The organism is Mycobacterium heidelbergense (assembly GCF_010730745.1).
Lineage (GTDB): Bacteria > Actinomycetota > Actinomycetes > Mycobacteriales > Mycobacteriaceae > Mycobacterium > Mycobacterium heidelbergense.
Genome location: NZ_AP022615.1, coordinates 4,231,758 through 4,251,957, shown reverse-complemented (window position 1 = coordinate 4,251,957; position 20,200 = coordinate 4,231,758). Strand labels below are relative to the sequence as shown.

20 protein-coding genes and 1 pseudogene are annotated in these 20,200 nt (G+C 68.9%); 8 read left to right on the top strand and 13 right to left on the bottom strand.

What is annotated here, in order from left to right; all coding sequences use genetic code 11:
• Nucleotides 1-64: 64 nt before the first annotated feature.
• From tatC to pafA, 5 genes are read right to left on the bottom strand one after another with little or no spacing between them, the layout of a single operon-like run.
• Nucleotides 65-1,000, bottom strand: coding sequence for a twin-arginine translocase subunit TatC (gene tatC, locus G6N25_RS19905; RefSeq protein ID WP_142272471.1), 936 nt, complete (start codon nucleotides 998-1,000; stop codon nucleotides 65-67).
• Nucleotides 1,001-1,039: 39 nt separating this feature from the next.
• Nucleotides 1,040-1,306, bottom strand: a complete 267-nt coding sequence (tatA, locus tag G6N25_RS19900; protein ID WP_083072430.1) for a Sec-independent protein translocase subunit TatA — start codon at nucleotides 1,304-1,306, stop codon at nucleotides 1,040-1,042.
• Nucleotides 1,307-1,356: 50 nt separating this feature from the next.
• Entirely contained in the window at nucleotides 1,357-2,334 is a 978-nt protein-coding gene (locus G6N25_RS19895) for a helix-turn-helix transcriptional regulator (RefSeq protein ID WP_083072429.1), read from the bottom strand.
• Nucleotides 2,331-3,329 carry a helix-turn-helix transcriptional regulator gene (locus tag G6N25_RS19890; protein WP_083072428.1) on the bottom strand — a complete coding sequence of 333 codons (999 nt, stop codon included), beginning with the start codon at nucleotides 3,327-3,329 and terminating at the stop codon, nucleotides 2,331-2,333. Before G6N25_RS19890 ends, G6N25_RS19895 begins: the two co-directional genes overlap by 4 nt.
• Before the next feature lie 58 nt (nucleotides 3,330-3,387).
• A complete protein-coding gene (gene pafA, locus G6N25_RS19885; RefSeq protein WP_142272470.1) occupies nucleotides 3,388-4,746 on the bottom strand; it encodes a Pup--protein ligase in 1,359 nt (452 codons plus the stop codon).
• A 77-nt stretch (nucleotides 4,747-4,823) separates the two neighbouring features.
• On the opposite strand from pafA, the gene G6N25_RS19880 reads away from it, so the two are divergent.
• Nucleotides 4,824-6,368, top strand: a complete 1,545-nt coding sequence (locus tag G6N25_RS19880) for an HNH endonuclease signature motif containing protein (RefSeq protein WP_083072426.1) — start codon at nucleotides 4,824-4,826, stop codon at nucleotides 6,366-6,368.
• Nucleotide 6,369: 1 nt separating this feature from the next.
• On the opposite strand, the gene prcA is transcribed toward G6N25_RS19880, so the two are convergent.
• From prcA to dop, 4 genes are all read right to left on the bottom strand, one after another.
• Nucleotides 6,370-7,095 (bottom strand): proteasome subunit alpha, encoded by a 726-nt coding sequence (prcA, locus tag G6N25_RS19875; protein ID WP_083072425.1) that lies wholly within the window; start codon nucleotides 7,093-7,095, stop codon nucleotides 6,370-6,372.
• On the bottom strand, nucleotides 7,092-7,943 hold the full coding sequence (gene prcB, locus G6N25_RS19870) for a proteasome subunit beta (protein WP_083072424.1): 852 nt from the start codon (nucleotides 7,941-7,943) through the stop codon (nucleotides 7,092-7,094). The genes prcA and prcB overlap by 4 nt, the downstream gene beginning before the upstream one ends.
• Nucleotides 7,940-8,134 carry a ubiquitin-like protein Pup gene (locus G6N25_RS19865; protein WP_067114400.1) on the bottom strand — a complete coding sequence of 65 codons (195 nt, stop codon included), beginning with the start codon at nucleotides 8,132-8,134 and terminating at the stop codon, nucleotides 7,940-7,942. The genes prcB and G6N25_RS19865 overlap by 4 nt, the downstream gene beginning before the upstream one ends.
• A gap of 92 nt (nucleotides 8,135-8,226) precedes the next feature.
• Entirely contained in the window at nucleotides 8,227-9,735 is a 1,509-nt protein-coding gene (gene dop, locus G6N25_RS19860) for a pup deamidase/depupylase (protein ID WP_083072423.1), read from the bottom strand.
• Nucleotides 9,736-9,804: 69 nt separating this feature from the next.
• On the opposite strand from dop, the pseudogene G6N25_RS19855 reads away from it, so the two are divergent.
• Nucleotides 9,805-10,958: pseudogene (locus G6N25_RS19855) on the top strand (hypothetical protein).
• A 59-nt stretch (nucleotides 10,959-11,017) separates the two neighbouring features.
• Nucleotides 11,018-11,623 carry a hypothetical protein gene (locus G6N25_RS19850; RefSeq protein ID WP_083072422.1) on the top strand — a complete coding sequence of 202 codons (606 nt, stop codon included), beginning with the start codon at nucleotides 11,018-11,020 and terminating at the stop codon, nucleotides 11,621-11,623.
• A gap of 9 nt (nucleotides 11,624-11,632) precedes the next feature.
• On the opposite strand, the gene arc is transcribed toward G6N25_RS19850, so the two are convergent.
• A complete protein-coding gene (arc, locus tag G6N25_RS19845) occupies nucleotides 11,633-13,462 on the bottom strand; it encodes a proteasome ATPase (protein ID WP_083072567.1) in 1,830 nt (609 codons plus the stop codon).
• A gap of 282 nt (nucleotides 13,463-13,744) precedes the next feature.
• On the opposite strand from arc, the gene G6N25_RS19840 reads away from it, so the two are divergent.
• Together G6N25_RS19840 and G6N25_RS19835 are read left to right on the top strand one after the other, a co-directional pair.
• On the top strand, nucleotides 13,745-14,293 hold the full coding sequence (locus tag G6N25_RS19840) for a hypothetical protein (protein ID WP_083072421.1): 549 nt from the start codon (nucleotides 13,745-13,747) through the stop codon (nucleotides 14,291-14,293).
• Between the two features lie 10 nt (nucleotides 14,294-14,303).
• On the top strand, nucleotides 14,304-14,606 hold the full coding sequence (locus G6N25_RS19835; protein ID WP_083072420.1) for a DUF503 domain-containing protein: 303 nt from the start codon (nucleotides 14,304-14,306) through the stop codon (nucleotides 14,604-14,606).
• Here the strand turns inward: G6N25_RS19835 and trmI are convergent, their stop codons facing one another.
• Nucleotides 14,607-15,449 carry a tRNA (adenine(58)-N(1))-methyltransferase TrmI gene (gene trmI / locus G6N25_RS19830; protein WP_083072419.1) on the bottom strand — a complete coding sequence of 281 codons (843 nt, stop codon included), beginning with the start codon at nucleotides 15,447-15,449 and terminating at the stop codon, nucleotides 14,607-14,609.
• Between the two features lie 73 nt (nucleotides 15,450-15,522).
• Here trmI and G6N25_RS19825 point away from each other — a divergent pair, with 73 nt between their 5' ends.
• From G6N25_RS19825 to G6N25_RS19815, 3 genes are all read left to right on the top strand, one after another.
• Nucleotides 15,523-16,467, top strand: a complete 945-nt coding sequence (locus G6N25_RS19825) for a RecB family exonuclease (protein WP_083072418.1) — start codon at nucleotides 15,523-15,525, stop codon at nucleotides 16,465-16,467.
• 244 nt (nucleotides 16,468-16,711) lie between these two features.
• A complete protein-coding gene (locus G6N25_RS19820; protein ID WP_083072417.1) occupies nucleotides 16,712-17,998 on the top strand; it encodes a DEAD/DEAH box helicase in 1,287 nt (428 codons plus the stop codon).
• Between the two features lie 81 nt (nucleotides 17,999-18,079).
• Nucleotides 18,080-18,289, top strand: a complete 210-nt coding sequence (locus G6N25_RS19815; RefSeq protein ID WP_083072566.1) for a hypothetical protein — start codon at nucleotides 18,080-18,082, stop codon at nucleotides 18,287-18,289.
• A gap of 23 nt (nucleotides 18,290-18,312) precedes the next feature.
• Here the strand turns inward: G6N25_RS19815 and G6N25_RS19810 are convergent, their stop codons facing one another.
• Together G6N25_RS19810 and G6N25_RS19805 are read right to left on the bottom strand one after the other, a co-directional pair.
• Nucleotides 18,313-19,683 carry an FAD-containing oxidoreductase gene (locus G6N25_RS19810; protein ID WP_083072416.1) on the bottom strand — a complete coding sequence of 457 codons (1,371 nt, stop codon included), beginning with the start codon at nucleotides 19,681-19,683 and terminating at the stop codon, nucleotides 18,313-18,315.
• The gene (locus G6N25_RS19805; RefSeq protein WP_083072415.1) at nucleotides 19,680-20,162 is read right to left on the bottom strand and encodes a glycine zipper 2TM domain-containing protein; all 483 of its coding nucleotides are present in this window, start codon (nucleotides 20,160-20,162) and stop codon (nucleotides 19,680-19,682) included. The genes G6N25_RS19810 and G6N25_RS19805 overlap by 4 nt, the downstream gene beginning before the upstream one ends.
• Nucleotides 20,163-20,200: the final 38 nt, after the last annotated feature.

The window sequence follows — 20,200 nt, the reverse complement described above, 5'->3', positions numbered from 1 at the left end:
TGCGCAGTTGTACATCGATATCGGCGTGTCACTGCGCAAACACGCACGCTCGCGAACAGAAAACCTAGGTGACATCGTCATGGTGGCCGGCGGTAAAGGACGGCGTCGGTATCGGTGCGGGCGCCTCGATGACCGATGCCTCGTCGTCGGGGATCGTGGCTTGGGCCTCGCGCCTGGCCTTCCGCTTGTCGTGCAGCCGGGCGATCTGGATGGCGAACTCGAGGAGCACCGACAGCGCGATCCCGAGCGCGGTCATGGAGAACGGGTCGGACCCGGGCGTGAACACGGCCGCGAACACGAACATGGTGAAGATCAGGCCGCGCCGCCACGACTTGAGCCGCTGGTAGGTCAGCAGCCCCGCCGTGTTGAGCATGACGATCAGCAGCGGGAATTCGAAGCTGACGCCGAAAACCACCAGCAGGTTGATCAGGAAGCCGAAGTACCGGTCGCCGGACAACGCGGTCACCTGCACGTCGCTGCCGACGGTCAACAGGAAGCCCAGCGCCTTGGCCAGCACGAAGTACGCCAGCACGGCGCCGGCCACGAACAACGCCACCGCGGGGATCACGAACGCGATCGCGAAGCGGCGCTCCTTTTGGTAGAGCCCCGGCGTGATGAACGCCCACAGCTGGTAGAACCACACCGGGCAGGCCAGCACGATCCCGGCCGTCATCCCGACCTTGAGCCGCAGCATGAATTGGTCGAACGGCGCCGTGGCCAGCAGCCGGCACTGCCCGTCGGCGCTGATGCTCGCCCGCGCCGACTGAGGCAGCGCACAGTAGGGATGGCGCAGCCACTCGCCGAGGCTCTCCAGCCCGAAGATCGGGTGCGAATACCAGACGAACCCGAAGATCGTGGTGAGCAGGATCGCGGCCAGGGAGATCAGCAGCCGGGTGCGCAGCTCGGTGAGGTGGTCGACGAGCGACATCGTCGCGTCCGGGTTGGTGCGGCTGCGCCTGTTGCGTGGGTTGAGCCGCTTGAGTAGACCGCGGGCGCGCACTGAGGCCCTCGCTCGGTGAATTGGGACGGTACTGCCGGACTACGCCGGGCGCGCTTCGGTGTGCCCCTGCTCGGTGGCCGCCGGCGGGTCGACCCGCTGCGACTGCACGGGCTGGGGGGTTTCCGAGGGTGTTTGCAAGGAAGGCGCCTCGGGCCTGCTTTCGGTCTGCATCTCGCGCAGCTCGGACTTGAAGATGCGCATCGACTTGCCCAACGAGCGCGCGGCATCGGGGAGCTTCTTGGCACCGAACAACAGGACCACGACGACAGCGAGGATCGCCCAGTGCCACGGACTAAGACTGCCCACTTTGATTACCTCCAGACGTCCATCCGATGCTACCGCAGCTACCGCCGGACCTACGGTGACCGCACCGCAGCCTGGTAGAACTCCAGGGCCGTCGCCGCGGTATCCCGCACGCGCTGGGCGAGCGACTCCGGCTCGAGCACCCGCACGGCCGGCCCGAAGCCCAGCACCAGGCGCGTCATCCAGTCCTCGGAGGCGTAGGTCATGACGGCCTCACAGGATCCGTCCGGCAGCTCGAGCGCCTCGCGCATGGGGTAGTACTCGAACATCCACGACGCCGAGGGCGCCACCCGCAGCCTGGCCGACGGCAGCGACGGGTCGCCGTCGAACAGTGACGTGTCCGGTGGCGCGTGCAGCGCCGGCTCGGGGGCGGCGGCCGGCTCGCCCAGCTCTTTGGCGTCCACGATCCGGTCGAAGCGGAACAGCCGGACCCCCTCGGCCTCGCGCGACCAGGCCTCCAGGTAGCTGTGGCCGCCGATCAGCAGGACCCGAATGGGGTCGACGATCCGGCTGGTCAGGCCGTCGTGCGAGGCGGCGTAGTAGTCGATGGCCAGCGCGCGTTTGTACTGCACCGCCGTGCGCACCGCGGCCGCGGCACGGCTTTCGGCGGGGGCCCGCTCGTCGGTGGCCGCCACCGAGGCCGTGACGTCCTGGCCGACGGCGCCGGCGGCGGCCTCGATCTTGGCGATCGCGCTGCGCGCGGCTTCCGGATCGACCACGCCGGGAATGTCGGCCAGCGCCCGCAGCGCCACCAGCAGGCCCGTGGCCTCCGGCGAGGTGAGCTTGAGCGGATGGTCGATGCCCGCCGAGAACGTCACCTCGATGGCGTCGCCGGAGAACTCGAAGTCGATGAGATCGCCCGGGGAGTAGCCGGGAAGGCCGCACATCCACAGCTGGTTGAGGTCCTCCTCCAGCTGCTTGGCGGACACCCCCAGGTCGGCGGCGGCCTTGGCCCGGGTGACCCTCGGGTTCGCCTGGAAATACGGCACCATGTTGAGCAGCCGGACCAACCGGGTGGAGATGGCAGTCACGCCGACGGTCCCGCGTGGGCGCGCAGCCGGGCCAGCACGTCGTCGCGCAGGGTTTGCGGCTCGAGCGCGACGGCGTCGGCCCCGTAGCCGGCGATGTCGCGCGCCAGCCGGTCGGTGGATCCGATGTCGAGTTCGATCACCTCGCCGTCGCGGCCGCCCAGTCGCCGCGCGCCGGTGGACCGCCCGGCGCGCCGCAGCGCGGTGGCCCGCCCGTCGGCGACCCACACCCGGGCCTGGCCGCCCGCCGGGATCTCGGCGACCGTTTCGGACACGATCCTGCGCAGGTCCACACCGTCGGGCACGGTGACGGCGCCGGGCGGGCCGATCGGCGTGACCTCGGCACCGACCCGCGAGAGCCGGAAGGTGCGGGTGGCGTCGCGGTCGCGGTCGTGGCCGACCAGGTACCAGCGGCCCTTCTCGGTGACCACGCCCCACGGCTCGACGGTGCGCGTGGTGTACGGCTCGATTCGCGACGGCCGGTGCGGGAACTGTACGGCTCGGTGGGAGTCGATGGCCGACAACAGGATTCCGAGGACGTCTTCCGACCCGCGCAGACCCGGCACCCCGGCCGGAGAGGCGATGGCCACCGGCGCCCCTATCTCCACGGGGTCGACGTCGACCCCGGCGGCGCGCAGCTTGAGCAACGCGCCCTGGGTCGCGGTGATCAGTTCGGGCGACTCCCACAGCTGCGTCGCGACGGCGACGGCGGCCGCCTCGTCCGCGGTCAGCGTGACGGGCGGCAGCGCGTAGGTGTCGCGGTTGATCCGGTAGCCCTCGGTGGGGTTGGTGATCGACACCCTGCCGATCTCGAGCGGGATGCCGAGGTCGCGCAGTTCGTTCTTGTCGCGCTCGAACATCCGGGAGAACGCCTCGGCGCTGGGGCTGTCGGAATAACCCGCCACGCTGGACCTGATCTTTTCGGCGGTGATGTAGCCGCGGGTGGACAGCAGAGCGATGACGAGGTTGACCAGCCGCTCGACTTTCGAGGTCGCCATTTGCACCAGGTTATTCGATGGCCCTCGCCCCGCGCTTCCACCGGCGAGCCGAGTCCGGCTACATGCTGGCGATCAGCCGCTTGACCCGCTCGTCGACGGCCCGGAACGGGTCCTTGCACAGCACGGTGCGCTGGGCCTGGTCGTTGAGCTTGAGGTGCACCCAGTCGACGGTGAAGTCGCGGCCGGCCGCCTGGGCGGCGCTGATGAACTCCCCGCGCAGCCGGGCCCGGGTGGTTTGCGGCGGGGTGTCGACGGCCTCGGCGATGTCCTCGTCGGTGGTGACGCGAGCGGCCAGGCCCTTGCGCTGCAGCAGGTCGAAGACGCCGCGCCCGCGCTTGATGTCGTGGTAGGCGAGGTCCAGCTGGGCGATCTTCGGGTCGGACAGCTCCATGGTGTAGCGGTCCTGGTAGCGCTGGAACAGCTTGCGCTTGATCACCCAGTCGATCTCGGTGTCCACCTTCGCGAAATCCTGGCTCTCGACGGCGTCGAGCTGACGGCCCCATAGGTCGACGACCTGCTCGACCTGCGCGTTGGGCTCCCGGGTCTGCAGGTGCTCGACGGCGCGGCTGTAGTACTCGCGCTGGATGTCCAGCGCGCTGGCCTGCCGCCCGCCGGCCAGCCGCACCGGCCGCCGGCCGGTGACGTCATGGCTGACCTCGCGGATGGCCCGGATCGGGTTGTCCAGCGAGAAGTCGCGGAACGCCACCCCGGCCTCGATCATCTCCAGCACCAGCGCCGCGGTGCCCACCTTGAGCATGGTGGTGGTCTCGCACATGTTGGAGTCGCCGACGATGACGTGCAGGCGCCGGTACTTCTCGGCGTCGGCGTGCGGCTCGTCGCGGGTGTTGATGATGGGGCGTGATCGGGTCGTCGCGCTGGAGACACCCTCCCAAATGTGCTCGGCGCGTTGGGAAAGGCAGAACGTCGCGGCCTTGGGGGTCTGCAGCACCTTGCCCGCGCCGCAGATCAGCTGGCGGGTGACCAGGAACGGCAGCAGCACATCGGAGATCCGGGAGAACTCGCCGGCGCGCACGATCAGGTAGTTCTCGTGGCAGCCATACGAATTGCCGGCCGAATCGGTGTTGTTCTTGAACAGATAGATGTCGCCGCCGATGCCCTCGTCGGCGAGCCGCTGCTCGGCGTCGATCAGCAGGTCCTCCAGCACCCACTCGCCGGCCCGGTCGTGGGTGACCAGCTGCACCAGGCTGTCGCATTCGGCCGTGGCGTACTCGGGGTGGCTGCCCACGTCGAGGTAGAGGCGGGCGCCGTTGCGCAGGAAGACGTTGGAGCTGCGGCCCCACGACACCACCCGGCGGAACAGGTAGCGGGCGACCTCGTCCGGGGACAGGCGGCGATGGCCATGGAACGTGCAGGTGACACCGAACTCGGTCTCGATGCCCATAATTCGTCGCTGCACGTAATCGAGGGTACTGGTTGTCCGACCGCGAAGGTGAGGAAGCCGCGCTGTCAGTCCGTTCGCGTACTATCGAAAATATGTTCGAACTGTTGCTGCCGGACCCCGCGGAGCTGCGCCGCGCCGACGACGCCGCGCTGGTGGCCGCGATCGAGGACTGTGCGCGCGCCGAGGCGGCCGTGGGCGCCCGGCGCCTGTCCGCGATCGCCGAACTCACCCGCCGGCGGACGGGCGATGACAAGCGCGCGAACTGGGCCTGCGACTCCTGGGACTCCGCGGCCGCGGAAGTGGCCGCGGCGCTGGGCGTCAGCCATGGCAAGGCGTCGGGGCAGATGCATCTGAGCCTCACCCTGAACCGCCTGCCCAGGGTGGCGGCGCTGTTCTTGGCCGGGCGGCTCAGCGCTTACCTGGTGTCCGTCATCGCGTGGCGGACCTACCTGATCCGGGACCAGGAGGCCCTGGGATTCGTCGATGCCGCCCTGGCCGAACACGCGATCGCCTGGGGGCCGTTGTCGGCGTCCAAACTGGAGCAGGCCATCGACGGGTGGATCGACCGTTACGACCCCGGTGCGCTGCGGCGCACACGCATGACGGCCCGCAATCGCGAGGTATGCGTCGGCGCCGCCGACGACCATGCCGGCACGGCCGCGCTGTGGGGACGGCTATACGCCACCGACGCGGCGATGCTGGATCGCCGGCTGATGCAGATGGCCCACGCCGTCTGCGACGACGACCCGCGCACCATCGCCCAGCGCCGCGCCGACGCGCTGGGGGCGCTGGCCGCCGGCGCCGAGCGGCTCGCATGCGCTTGCGGCAACGCCGACTGCCCCTCCGACACCGACAAGGACGAGCGGGCAGCCGGTATCGTCATCCACGTCGTCGCCGAGGCCTCGGCGCTCGAGGCCGAACCCGACCCGCACGTCTCGGGCGAGGGACCCCCGCCGCGACCGATCACGCCGGACATGACCCTCGCCGAGGCGCTGGCCCCCGACCCCGACCCCGATCCGCCCGCGACGTCGGCGGTCAAACCGCCCGCCGCGCTGATCACCAACGGCGGTGTGGTGCCCGCGCCGCTGCTGGCCGAACTGATCCGCGGCGGCGCCACAATCAGCCAGGTGCGCCAGCCCGGCGACTTCGCGCCGGAGCCGCATTACCGGCCGTCGGCCAAGCTGGCCGAATTCGTCCGAATCCGGGATTTGACGTGCCGGTTCCCCGGTTGTGACCGCCCCGCCGAATTTTGCGACATCGACCACACGGTGCCCTATCCGGTCGGGCCCACGCATCCGTCAAATCTCAAGTGCGAATGTAGAAAACACCACCTTCTGAAGACGTTTTGGACAGACTGGCGCGACGTGCAACTGCCGGATGGCACGGTGGTCTGGACCGCGCCCAACGGCCGCACTTACACCACCCGCCCGGGCAGCCGCATCTTCTTCCCCGCCTGGCACACCACTACCGCCGCGCTACCCGAAACCCCAACCCCGGCAACCACCGTCGAGCGCCGGGGCGTGATGATGCCACTGAGACAACGGACCCGAGCCGCCGACCTCGCCCGCCGCATCGAACGCGAACGCGCCCTCAATGACGCGCATGTCGCCGAACGCAACAAGCCGCCACCGTTTTGAGTCAGTCGGGCTGCTCCTGCTGCGATAGCAGCGCTTCCAGGCCGGATCCCGTGATGCGCCGAAACGCCCGCCGCGGCCGGCTGGCGTCGAGGATGGCGACCTCCAGGTTGGACACGCCGAGCGCGGGCTGGTCGCTGCCCGCGCCGTTGCCACTGGTTGCCCGCAGCGCCTCGATCGCGATGCGCACCGCGTCGCGCAGGTCGGCGTTTTCGGCGTAGGTTTCCTTGAGCGCGTTGGTGATCGGTTCGGTGGTGCCGCCCATCACCACGAAATGCGGCTCGTCGGCGATCGACCCGTCGTAGGTGATCCGGTACAGCTCAGGCGGTTTCGTCTCGCCGTAGTGCGCGACCTCGGCGACGCACAACTCGACCTCGTAGGGCTTGGCCTGCTCGGTGAAGATGCTGCCCAGCGCCTGCGCGTAGACGTTGGCCAGCTGCCTGCCGGTGACGTCGCGGCGGTCGTAGGCGTAGCCGCGGGTGTCGGCGAACTGGATCCCGGCGCGGCGCAGATTGTCGAATTCGTTGTACTTGCCCGCGGCCGCGAAGCCCACGCGATCGTAGAGCTCGCTGATCTTCTGCAGCGACCGTGAGGGGTTCTCCGCGACGAACAGCACGCCGCCGGCGTAGGCGAGCGCCACCACGCTGCGGCCCCGCGCGATGCCCTTGCGCGCGAGCTCGCTGCGCTCGCGCATCGCCTGTTCGGGCGAGATGAAGTACGGGAAGCTCACTTCTCACCGCCATTGGGACCGAAAGTGTCGGCGCGCGAGCGGCTTTCGATGATTTCCCGGGCCAGTTCGGCGATGCGGCCCTCCGGCACCTCGGCCGCCCCCTCGGCGCCGATGGTGACCGCCGTGGGGTAGATGCCGCGGACCAGATCCGGTCCGCCCGTGGCGGAATCGTCGTCGGCGGCGTCATAGAGCGCCTCGACGGCCACCCGCAGCGCGGAATCACGATCGATGACTTGGGAGTACAGCTTCTTCATCGACGACTTGGCGAAGATCGAGCCGGACCCCACCGCCTGATAGCCCTCCTCCTCGATGTTCCAGCCGCCGGCGGCGTCGAACGACACGATGCGGCCGGCGCTTTCGGGATCGGCCGCATGGATGTCGTAGCCCGCCAGCAGCGGCAGGGCGACCAGCCCCTGCATCGCGGCCGCCAGGTTGCCGCGAACCATGATCGCGAGCCTGTTGACCTTGCCGGCGAAGGTGAGCGGCACGCCTTCGAGCTTCTCGTAGTGCTCGAGCTCCACGGCGTAGAGGCGCGCGAACTCGACGGCGACCGCGGCGGTGCCGGCGATGCCGGTGGCGGTGTAGTCGTCGGTGATGTACACCTTTTTGACGTCGCGCCCGGCGATCATGTTGCCCTGCGTCGAGCGCCGGTCGCCGGCGATCACCACGCCGCCGGGGTATTTCAGCGCGACGATGGTGGTGCCGTGCGGCAGCCGGTCACCGACGCTCCCGCCGCTGAGGCTGGCCGGCAGCAACTCCGGCGCCTGGCGGCGCAGGAAGTCTGCGAACGAGGACAGGTCGACGGCGGGTGGGTTAGCGGACAGGCGATCGGAGAGCGGCCAGGTCACTGTCCGCCCTTTTGGACGTACGCGCGGACAAAGTCCTCGGCGTTTTCCTCAAGGACGTCGTCAATCTCGTCGAGCAGATCGTCGGTTTCCTCGGCCAACTTCTCGCGACGCTCCTGGCCCGCGGCCGTGCCGTCGGCGAAGTCGTCGTCGTCCCCGCCGCCACCGCCACGCTTGGTCTGCTCCTGAGCCATCGCCGCCTCCTGCTTTGTTATCGGCCGCGTCACACGCCCGCCGGTCTCCTCTACAGTACCGGTCAGCACCGACGTTTCCGGGTCTAACGGGCTTAGCTGGTCAGTTGTTCCACCAGCTCCACGGCGCTGTCCACGGAGTCCAATAACGCCCCGACGTGCGCCTTGCTGCCGCGCAGCGGCTCCAGCGTCGGGATGCGCACCAGCGAATCGCCGCCGAGGTCGAAAATCACCGAGTCCCAGCTGGCCGCGGCGATGTCGGCCCCGAACCGGCGCAGGCATTCCCCGCGGAAGTAGGCGCGGGTGTCCGTCGGCGGGTTGTCGACGGCGTCCAGCACCTGATGCTCGGTGACCAGGCGCTTCATCGAGCCGCGGGCGACCAGCCGGTTGTACAGGCCCTTGTCCAGCCGGACGTCGGAGTATTGCAGGTCGACGAGGTGCAGCCGCGGCGCCGACCAGCTCAGGTTCTCCCGCTGGCGGAAGCCCTCGAGCAGCCGCAGCTTGGCCGGCCAGTCGAGCAGCTCCGCGCACTCCATCGGGTCGCGCTCGAGCTGGTCGAGCACGTGTGCCCAGGTCTCGACGATGTCGGCCGCGCGGGGATCCGGGTCGCGGCCGTCGACGAGCTTGGCCACCCGGTCGAGATAGATCCGTTGCAGCGCAAGGCCGGTGAGTTCGCGGCCGTCGGCCAGGGCCACGGCGACCCGCAGCGACGGATCGCGGCTGATGGCGTGGACGGCCTGCACCGGCCGCGCCAGCGTCAGGTCGGTGAGGTCTATCCCGTGCGCGGGGCCCTCTTCGATCAGGTCGAGCACCAGCGCCGTGGTGCCCAGCTTCAGGTACGTCGACGTCTCGGCGAGGTTGGCGTCGCCGATGATCACGTGCAGCCGCCGGTACCGGTCGGCGTCGGCGTGCGGTTCGTCGCGGGTGTTGATGATGCCGCGCTTGAGCGTGGTCTCCAGCCCGACCTCGACCTCGATGTAGTCGGAACGCTGGGACAGCTGGAAGCCCGGCTCGTCACCGGAGGGCCCGATGCCGACCCGCCCGGAGCCGGTGACCACCTGCCGGGACACCAAAAACGGGGTCAGCCCGGCGATGATGGCCGAAAACGGCGTCTGCCGGCTCATCAGGTAGTTCTCGTGCGACCCGTAGGAGGCGCCCTTGCCGTCGACGTTGTTCTTGTAGAGCTGCAGTTTGGCGGCCCCGGGCACGCTGGCCACGTGCCGGGCGGCGGCCTCCATCACGCGTTCGCCGGCCTTGTCCCAGATCACCGCGTCCAGCGGGTCGGTGCACTCGGGCGCGGAGTACTCCGGGTGCGCGTGGTCGACGTAGAGCCGCGCCCCGTTGGTCAGGATCATGTTGGCCGCGCCGACCTCGTCGGCGTCGACGACGGGCGGGGGCCCGGCCGAGCGGCTCAGGTCGAAGCCGCGGGCGTCGCGCAGCGGCGATTCCACCTCGTAGTCCCAGCGGGTGCGTTTGGCGCGCTGAATGCCGGCGGCGGCCGCATAGGCCAGCACCGCCTGGGTCGAGGTGAGGATCGGGTTGGCGGTCGGGTCCGACGGCGAGGAAATGCCGTACTCGACCTCCGTCCCGATAATCCTTTGCATGACTTAAAGACTAGGCGCAGCGACAATGTGTACCGCCCGCGGCCCGCCGCGCCGCTAGGGTGAGCCGGCATGAGCCTTTCCCGCGGCCGACCGGCGGCGCGCCAAGCATCGGCGAGCGCGGCGGCCGAAAGCTGGTTCCTGGAGCGGGGTTTGCCGTCGGTGCTGACGAGGCGAGACCGGTGGCGGCGGCTCTGGCCGCGATCGGCGCCCGCGCTGGCGGCGTATGGGGCGCTGCAGGCCTGCATCCTGCCCGTCTACCTGATCACGGGCGGCCACGACGTCGAGATCACCGCGCAGCCGACGACCTCCGAGCTGGTGGTGCTGGCGATAGTCGCGCTGGCGCTCCCCCTGATGGCCCTCGCCGGGTGGCTGGTATCGCGACCGCGGCGGTGGTCGTCGTGGCATGCGTCGGATTCACCGTGGGCGGTCCCCGGCAACTGCTGCAGGAGGCCGTCGTCGTGGCCGCGGTGGCGTCCCTGACCGGTTGTGGCGTCGGGTCGGTGGTCGGGTGGGCCGTGCGCATGATGCTCTCGCACCTTGCGACGGTCGGAGCCTTGGCCGTGCGGGCGCTGCCGGTCGTGCTGTTGACCGCGTTGGTCTTCTTCAACACCTACGTCTGGATCATGGCCGCCACGATCAGCGGGGACCGGCTGGGGCTGGCGATCGCGTTTCTGTTCTCCATCGCCGCGGCCTTCGTCGTCTCCGCCACGCGGGAGCGGGTCAGGCCGATGCTGCGATCGACGGCGGCGCTGCCCGACGACACGGAAAGGCTTTCCGGGACGCCCTTCGCGGCCATGCCGGACACCCGTGACTGCCCGCCCCTGAAACGGGCCGAGCGCCTCAACGTGGTGTTCGTGCTGGCCGCCTCGCAACTGGCGCAGATCCTGGTCGTGGCGGTCGTCACCGCCACGATCTACCTGATCCTGGGGCTCATCGTCCTGGACCCACCGCTGCTCAACGAATGGACCCACACCTACACGAGCACCGCGACGGTGCTGGGATTCACGCTGCCGGTGGCCGATTCGCTGATCCACATGACCCTCTTCCTCGGCGCGCTGACGTTCATGTACATCAGCGCCCGCGCGGCCGGCGACGCCGAATACCGCTCCACATTCCTCGACCCGCTGATCGACGACCTGCACACCGCCCTGATCGCGCGCGATCGCTACCGCGGCGCCGTCGCGGTAGCGGGTGAAGTTGACGCCGCCCAGGCCGGTGGTTAATTTCACACGAGTATCAGAAGGACGTCTGGCGCCCCGTCGAAGAGGAAGCGTGTGAACGAGTGACCGATTTGGCTGGGAAACGTTACGGCGAGGTGCTTCTCGTGACCCCCGGGGAGGCCGGCCCACAGGCCACGGTCTATAACAGCTTTCCGCTCAACGACTGCCCCGCCGAGCTGTGGTCGGCGCTGGACCCGCACGCCATCGCCGCCGAAAACGGCGCGGCCGTGGCCCTGCTGAACGGCCCGCGGTACTGGCTGATGAACGGCATCGAGAAGGAGCCGCAGGGCCCGCAGATCACGAAGAGTTTCGGCGGCATCGAGATGATCCAGCAGGCCACGGTCCTGCTCTCCTCGATGAACCCCGCGCCCTACACCGTCAACAAGGTGAGCCGCAACACGGTCTTCGTCTTCAACGCGGGCGAGGAGATCTACGAACTCACCGACCGGGAGGGACGGCGCTGGGTCATGCAGACCTGGAGCCAAGTCGCGGACCCCAACTTGCGGCGGGAAGACCTGCCCGGGCTGGCCGCCCGGCTCGAGCTGCCGGACGGGTGGGCCTACCGGCCGCGCGTGCTCGCCGACGAGCTGCGCGTGGACACCAGAAGCCAGCCCGCCCAGGTGTTGCAGGACAACCTGACCAACAGCTACTCGCTGGAGACCGCCTGACCCCGGGTCCTACAGGTACTGGCCCAGGTTCGACTCGGTGTCGATGGCCCGGCTGGCGCTCGACGACTTGCCGGTGACCAGGGTGCGGATGTAGACGATCCGCTCGCCCTTCTTGCCCGAGATCCGCGCCCAGTCGTCGGGGTTGGTGGTGTTGGGCAGGTCCTCGTTCTCGGCGAACTCGTCGACGATCGAGTCGAGCAGGTGCTGGATGCGCAACCCCGGCTGCCCGGTCTCCAGCACCGACTTGATGGCGTTCTTCTTCGCCCGGTCGACGACGTTCTGGATCATCGCCCCGGAGTTGAAGTCCTTGAAGTACATGACTTCCTTGTCGCCGTTGGCGTAGGTGACCTCCAGGAACCGGTTGTCGTCGATCTCGGCGTACATCCGGTCGACGACCTTTTCGATCATCGCCTTGATGCAGGCCGGGCGGTCGCCGTCGAACTCGGCGAGGTCGTCGGCGTGCACCGGCAGGGCCTCGGTCAGGTACTTGCTGAAGATGTCTTGCGCCGCTTCGGCATCGGGCCGCTCGATCTTGATCTTCACGTCGAGGCGCCCGGGCCGCAGGATCGCCGGGTCGATCATGTCCTCGCGGTTGGAGGCGCCGATCACGATGACGTTTTCGAGTCCCTCCACCCCGTCGATCTCGGACAGCAGCTGTGGCACCACGGTCGTCTCGACGTCGGAGGACACCCCGGTGCCGCGGGTGCGGAAGATCGAGTCCATCTCGTCGAAGAACACGATCACCGGCGTTCCCTCGGACGCCTTCTCGCGGGCGCGCTGGAAGATCAGCCGGATGTGGCGTTCGGTCTCGCCGACGAACTTGTTCAGCAGCTCGGGGCCCTTGATGTTGAGGAAGTAGGACTTGGCCTCGCGCGCGTCGTCGCCGCGCACCTCGGCCATCTTCTTGGCCAGCGAGTTGGCCACCGCCTTGGCGATCAGCGTCTTCCCGCAGCCGGGCGGGCCGTAGAGCAGCACGCCCTTGGGTGGGCGCAGCGCGTACTCCCGGTAGAGGTCCTTGTGCAGGAACGGCAGCTCGACGGCGTCGCGGATCTGCTCGATCTGGCGGGTCAGGCCGCCGATGTCCTGGTAGGTGACGTCGGGCACCTCTTCGAGCACCAGGTCTTCGACCTCGGCCTTCGGGATGCGCTCGAACGCGTAGCCGGCCTTGGTGTCGACCAGCAGCGAGTCGCCGGGGCGCAGCTTGCGGGGCTTGGTGTCGTCGTTGAGGGCGTCGGGCACGCCGTCCGGCAGGTCCTCGGCGACCAGCGGCTCGGCCAGCCAGACGATGCGCTCCTCGTCGGCGTGGCCGACGACGAGCGCGCGGTGGCCGTCGCCCAGCACCTCGCGCAGCGTGGAGATCTCGCCGACCGATTCGTACGTGCCGGCCTCGACGACGGTCAGAGCCTCGTTGAGCCGGACGGTCTGGCCCTTCCGCAGCAACGCGACATCGATGTTGGGCGAGCACGTCAGGCGCATCTTGCGGCCGGAGGTGAACACGTCGACCGTGTCGTCGTCGTGCGCGGACAAAAGGACGCCGTAGCCGCTGGGCGGCTGACCGAGGCGGTCGACTTCTTCCCGCAGCGCCAACAGTTGCTGGCGCGCCTCTTTGAGGGTTTCCATCAATTTGGAATTGCGGGCCGCCAGGGAGTCGATACGCGCTTCGAGTTGATGCACATCACGGGCGGAGCGGGTGACGCCATGCGATCCAACCGCCTGCTCCAGTTGCTCGCGGAGCACCGCCGCCTCACGGCGTAATTGCTCCAATTCGGCGGCATCGCCGCTGGACATGCCAGTTTCACTGGCGTCGCCGAACGCTTCAGAACGCTCTGAGTCACCCATGTTGCGCTCCTTTCCCGCCCCGAAATGATGCGGTGGATACTCCAACGCTACCGGCGATTGCCGGTTGATGTGTGGAGTCAAATGCTCACGAAAAGTTAAGACTTTGGTCGCACTGGTAATCTCGGCCACGAATCGCGCCGATCGAAAGGACAGCCGTGGCCGTGAAAGCCCTTGCCACAGGCTCAGCCGGCTTGGCCTTGGCCGGCGCGCCGGCGGCCGGTGTGACTTCCGTTGCACCCGTTGGTCTGACCGCAGGCATGAACGCGTAACCCGTCCGACTGGATGCACCGACACCGCCGCGCAGCCCTGAGCGTCGCCACAGCGATGGCGGCGCTCGGGCTCGCGGGATGTTCGCCCACCGGGCCGAAGGTTGTGTCGTCCCCGTCGTCGCCGGTCCCCGTCACGTCCAGCCCGGTCATCGTCGCGGCTCCCCCGACCGCCCCGCTGCCCGCGCCCGAGGCCCTTCTCGACGTGCTGAACCGGCTCGCCGACCCGAACGTTCCGGGCATCAACAAGGTCAACCTTGTCGAGGGCGCGACGCCCGACGGCGCGGGCACCCTGGACAAGTTCATCAACGCGTTGCGGGACAACGGCTACCTGCCGATGACCTTCGCGGCCAACAACATCGCATGGTCGGACAAGAATCCGTCCCACGCGAGGGCGACGATCACGGTCAACACCGCCCGAGCGAACAACGGCACGTTCACGTTCCCGATGGAGTTCACGCCCTCCGCGCCCTCTCCAGGCGGCTGGCAGCTGTCCCGGCGGACCGCGGAAATGCTGCTGGCCCTGAGCAACTCGGCGGCGCCCACCCCGTCCCCGACTCCCTAGGGCCGCTCCGATGTGGATCGGCTGGCTCGAGTTCGACGTGTTGCTGGGCGACGTGCGATCGCTCAAACAGAAGCGATCGGTGATTCGGCCCGTCGTCGCCGAGTTGCGGCGCAAGTTCAGCGTGTCGGCCGCCGAGACCGGCTCACAGGACCTGTTCCGGCGGGCGGGCATCGGCGTCGCCATGGTGTCCGGCGACCACGGCCACACCGTCGACGTCCTCGACGCGGCCGAACGCCTGGTGGCCGCGCATCCCGAATTCGAGCTGCTGTCGGTGCGACGCGGTCTGCGCCGCGCCGACGATTGGTCGGGCTAGCTACCCGTCGCGCCCCTCGCGCTTGCGACCCAGCGGTGCCGGGGCAACGACGCCGGGGGCGAGCCGGCGGGTGAATATCAGGAACGCGGTGTGCCCGCGCATCGAATGCTGCGGCCGAACGGCCAGGCCGACGACGTTCCAGCCGCGCTGCAGCGTCTCCCACGCCCGCGGTTCGGTCCAGCACTGCCGGGCCCGCAGGGCCTCCACGACCCGGGACAGTTGGGTCACGGTGGCCACGTAGATCATCAGCACGCCGCCGGCGACCAGCAGCCGCGCCGCCGTGTCGAGCACCTCCCACGGCGCGAGCATGTCGAGCACCGCCCGGTCGAAGGAACCGTCGGGCAGGTCGGAGTCGGCGAGGTCGCCGACGATCAGCTGCCAGTTGTCCGGCGGTCCGTCGAAGAAGTTGGCGACGTTGCGGCGGGCATGCTCGGCGTGGTCGGCGCGCTGCTCGTAGGACACCACCCGCCCGCCGGGCCCGACGGCGCGCAGCAGCGAACAGGTCAGCGCGCCGGATCCGGCCCCGGCCTCCAGCACCCGCGCCCCCGGAAAAATGTCGCCCTCGTGCACGATCTGGGCGGCGTCCTTGGGATAGATCACCTGCGGCCCGCGCGGCATCGACATCACGTAGTCGACCAGCAGCGGGCGCAGCACCAGGAAAAGCGCGCCGTTGCTGGACTTGACGACGCTGCCCGACTCGAGCCCGATCACCGCGTCGTGTGCGATCGAGCCGCGGTGGGTGTGGAACTCGGCGCCCGGTGTGAGCGACATGGTGTAGTGCCGGCCCTTGGCGTCGGTGAGTTGGACGCGTTCGCCGACGGTGAACGGGCCGGTTGCGGACACGCCGTCTAGCGTGCCAGCCGACTCGCTACGGGCGGTCCTCGGGGTTGTCGGTTCCTGGTTCTAAGCTGCGATCATGACCGACCAGCCGCAGGACCGGGCGCGGGCGGCTTCCAGGCCGGCGCTGTCGCCGTCGCGGGCGGCTTCCAGGCCGGCGCTGTCGCCGTCGCGGGCGGCTTCCAGGCCGGCGCTGTCGCCGTCGCGGGCGGCGGACTTCAAACAGTGCCCGCTGCTGTATCGGTTCCGGGCGATCGACCGGCTGCCCGAGGCGCCGTCGGCGGCGCAGCTGCGCGGGTCGGTGGTGCACGCCGCCCTGGAGCAGCTCTACGGCCTGCCCGCCGCGCTGCGCGACCCCGACACCGCGCGCTCGCTGGTGGAGTCCGCGTGGGACCGGGTGATCGCCGCCGAGCCCGACCTTGCCGGCGACATCGACCCCGAGCGGCGAACCCAGCTGCTCGAGGAGGCCCGCGCGTTGCTCTCCGGCTATTACCGGCTGGAAGACCCGACGAGGTTCGACCCGCAAAGCTGCGAGGAGGGCGTGGAGGTCGAACTCGCCGACGGCACGCTGCTGCGGGGCTTCATCGACCGGATCGACGTCGCCGCCACCGGGGAGCTGCGGGTCGTCGACTACAAGACCGGCAAGGCGCCGCCGGCCGCGCGCGTGCTGGCCGAGTTCAAGGCGATGTTCCAGATGAAGTTCTACGCGGTGGCGCTGCTGCGTTCCCGCGGTGTGCTGCCCACCCGGCTGCGGATCATCTACCTGGCCGACGGCCAGGTGCTGGACTACTCCCCGGACCATGACGAGCTGCTGCGCTTCGAGAAGACGCTGATGGCGATCTGGCGCGCCATCCAATCCGCCGCGCCCACAGGCGATTTCCGGCCCAGCCCGTCGCGGCTGTGCGAGTGGTGCCCCCACCGGCAACGCTGTCCGGAGTTCGGCGGAACGCCACCGCCCTACCCGGGATGGCCGGATCACGCTGCGCCGGCGGCCGATTCGCATCCGACCGAACCGGCGGCGTGACGCGTCCACCGCCGAAAAGTACCTGCAGGAATCGACCTTCCGGGAATGCGGTAAGCTGTTGAGAACGTTGGCCGCCGAATGGCTTGCCAGCAAGTCGTGATCGATTCGTTGTTTTCTTTGCTCAGATCCCTGCGGGGCGCCGAGTCCAAGATGACCAGGTGCGCCTGCACAGCCTCGAGTTGCGGCGATCGATGTTGCCAGATAGGCAATCTCGTTACCACCGATGCTGTAAGGACACCGAAATATGCTTGAGGACACGACTTTCGCTCACCTCGGGGTGAGCCCCTCGTTGGTTGACGCGCTCGCTGCACGGGGCGTCTACCGCCCGTTTCCAATACAGGTCGAGACTTTGCCGGATACGCTTGGCGGCCGTGATGTGTTAGGCCGCGGCAAGACGGGCAGCGGTAAGACGCTCGCATTCTCGATCCCGCTGGTGGGTCGCCTCGATCCCGGCGATCGGCGGCCGGGCCGGCCGACCGGGCTGGTGCTGGCGCCCACCCGCGAATTGGCGACACAGATCGCCGCGACCATTGAGCCGCTTGCAACAGTTCGGGGCCTGCGCGTTGCCACGATCTTTGGCGGGGTGTCGCAGAGCAAGCAGGTTACCGCGCTGAAGTCGGGTATCGATATCGTCGTCGCCTGTCCGGGCCGCCTCGAGGATCTGATGAAGCAGGGCCTGATCAACCTGGGCGCCGTCCAGGTTACGGTCATCGATGAAGCCGACCATCTGGCCGATCTGGGTTTCCTCCCCAGCGTTACTCGTATTCTGGCGGCCAGTCCCGCGACCGGCCAACGGATGCTGTTCTCGGCCACCCTCGACGCCGCGGTCGACACCCTGGTAAAGCGATTCCTCACTCGCCCGGTGACGCGATCGGTCGCGGAAACGACGTCCTCGGCTCCCGTGATGAAACATCACCTCTTCTATGTCGACGGGCCCCAAGCCAAGAAGGAATTGGTGCACCGGTTGGCCGCGGGAAGCTCGCGGCGAATCCTCTTCCTCAGGACCAAACATCAGGCGCGAAAGCTGACCCGCCAGCTCACACAATCGGGTATTGCGTCGGTGGAGCTGCACGGCAACCTTTCCCAAACCGCACGCGACCGAAACTTGGCGGCTTTCGCCGCCGGTCACGCCCGGGTACTCGTGGCGACCGACATCGCCGCTCGCGGCGTGCACGTGGACAACATCGAACTGGTGGTGCACGTCGATCCACCCGTCGAGCACAAGGCCTACCTGCATCGATCCGGCCGCACGGCCCGGGCCGGCGCCTCCGGCGACGTGGTCACCATCGTGCTGCCCGAGCAGCGCAGGGAGACCGAATCAATGATGCGCAGGGCGGCTATCCGTACCGTCCCCCGGCAGGTCACCGCGGCCTCCCCCGTCATCCACGCCCTGGCCGGCCAGGCCGCACCCCGGGCGGCCGTTCCGGCAGTGGTCCGTCGGCCCGAGCCGACCGCAGTCGCCTCCAACGGTCCGTCCGTGGCGCGGACCAGACGCCGCCGATCTCGGCGCCCCGCGACGAGTGTGCGGTAGCGCACATGCGCGTTCGCCATGGTCGGCGACCGCAATGCACGTAATGTGGCGGTAACGACAGTGAGGACGGACGTCACGGCCATGCAGGAGATTCATCCATCGCAGATCCGGGTCGGTGACGTCATAGGCGCCCCGCCCCCGACCGATCTGCGTTATACGGTCAAGCTGATCAGCGGACCGCAGACGAGTCCACAGCGGTGGACATTCTTCGGCAGCGACGCCGAGGGCCTGCAGCACACAAGCACGTTCAAGGAGGGCGACTTGGTCCGCAGGTACGTCAAGGCATCATGAGAACGTCATAGAACTCGCGGCCGCTATTCCAGCGGCGACATCTCCTGCAGCATCGTGGGAATGAGCTCGCTGACGGTGGGGTGGATGTGCATCGTGCGCGCCAGCGTGGTGTACGGCGCCTTGGCTGACATGACGTCCAGAATGGCGTGGATCGCCTCGTCGCCCCCGACCCCGAGGATGGCGGCTCCCAGGATCTCGTCGGTGTCGGCGTCCACCACCACCTTCATAAAGCCTTGCGTCTCACCCTTTTCCACCGCCCTGCCGACGCGGGTCATCGGCCGCTTACCGACCAGCGCCCGGCGGCCCGACGCGCGGACCTGGCCGACGGTCATGCCGGCGCGCCCCAGCGGCGGGTCGATGTAGAGCGCGTAGGTGGTGATGCGGTCGCTCACGAGGCGCGGGTCATCGTCGAGCAGGTTGGCGGCCACGATCTCGAAGTCGTTGTACGACGTGTGGGTGAACGCGCCCTTGCCGTTGCAGTCGCCCATCGCCCAGATGTGGTCGACGTTCGTCTTGAGCCGGTCGTCGACCACGATGTAGCCGCGGGCGTCGGTCCGCACCCCGGCCGCCTCCAGGCCCAGGTCGTCGGTGTTGGGTCGCCGCCCCACCGCCACCAGCAGATGACTTCCGGCGATGGGGGCGGCGCCGGCACGCGGGGTTAGTTCAAAGCCGTTGTCTGTCTTGCCGATCCGTACATCGTCGGCGTCGACGACGACGTCGACCCCTTCGGTCTCCAGGATCTGCCTGACGGTGGCCGAGACGTCCTCGTCTTCGCGGGACGCCAGCCGCGGCCCCCGTTCGACCACGGTCACCCGGGCCCCGAAGCGCCGGTACATCTGCGCGAACTCCAGCGCGATGTAGCTGCCGCCGAGGATGACGAGATGCGATGGCAGCGTGTCGAGTTCGAGGATCGACACGTTGGTGAGGAACTCGACGCCGGACAGTCCCGGGATGTCCGGCACCACCGCGCGGCCGCCGACGTTGAGGAAGATGCGGTCGGCGTGCAGCAGGTCGCCGTTGACCGCGACGGTGTGCGGGTCCTCGAAACGGGCGTGGCCGCGAAAGACGGTGCAGCCGTCCATGCCGTCCAGCCAGCTTTCGACGCCCGTGCGGTCCTTGAGCATGATGTCGTCTTTGCGTGCCTTGACTTTCGCCATGTCCACGCTGACGGGCCCGCTACCGACACCGTATTCCGCGCCGCGGCGGGCCAGCTGGGCGGCGTGCGCGCTGGCCACCAGGGTCTTGGTCGGGATGCACCCGGTGTTGACGCAGGTGCCGCCGATCAGTTTGCGTTCGATGACCGCGACGCGCTGTCCGGCCGACGTCAGCCGTCCCGCCAGCGGGGGGCCGGCCTGCCCGGCGCCGACGATGATCGCGTCGAAATGCTCTGTCACAGGCGAGCCGTCAGCGCGACGATGGCGAATCCACCCAGGATCGCGACCGCGTCTTCGAGCAGCGCGATGGGGAGGTCACGCCCGCCCGTGGCGGCCACCAGCCGGGTACGCGCCTGATAGCCGCCGAGGGTGCCGAGCACCGCGCCGATGACCGCGGCGCCGAGCGCCGTCCAGGTGAAGTGCCACGCCGCGCCGATGACCGCGCCGGCGAACCCGCCCAAGATGATCCGGCCGGCGAACACCGGGGCCGCGGTGCGGGGCGGTGTCTTGGGCAGTTTGTCGTTGACCAGTTCGCCCACCGCCAGGACGCTGAGGACGACGACCGTCACGATGTTGGCCACCCAGGACGCCCAGGTGGAATGCAGGTTGATCCAGCCGAGGAACGCCGCCCAGGCGACCACGGCGGGAGCCGTCAGGGAACGCAGGCCGGCGACGACACCGATGAGCAACGCCAGCAGCAGAACGAGTGCGTGTGTCACGAAGACCCTCCTGGGGACGAACAGCCCGGCGACGATAA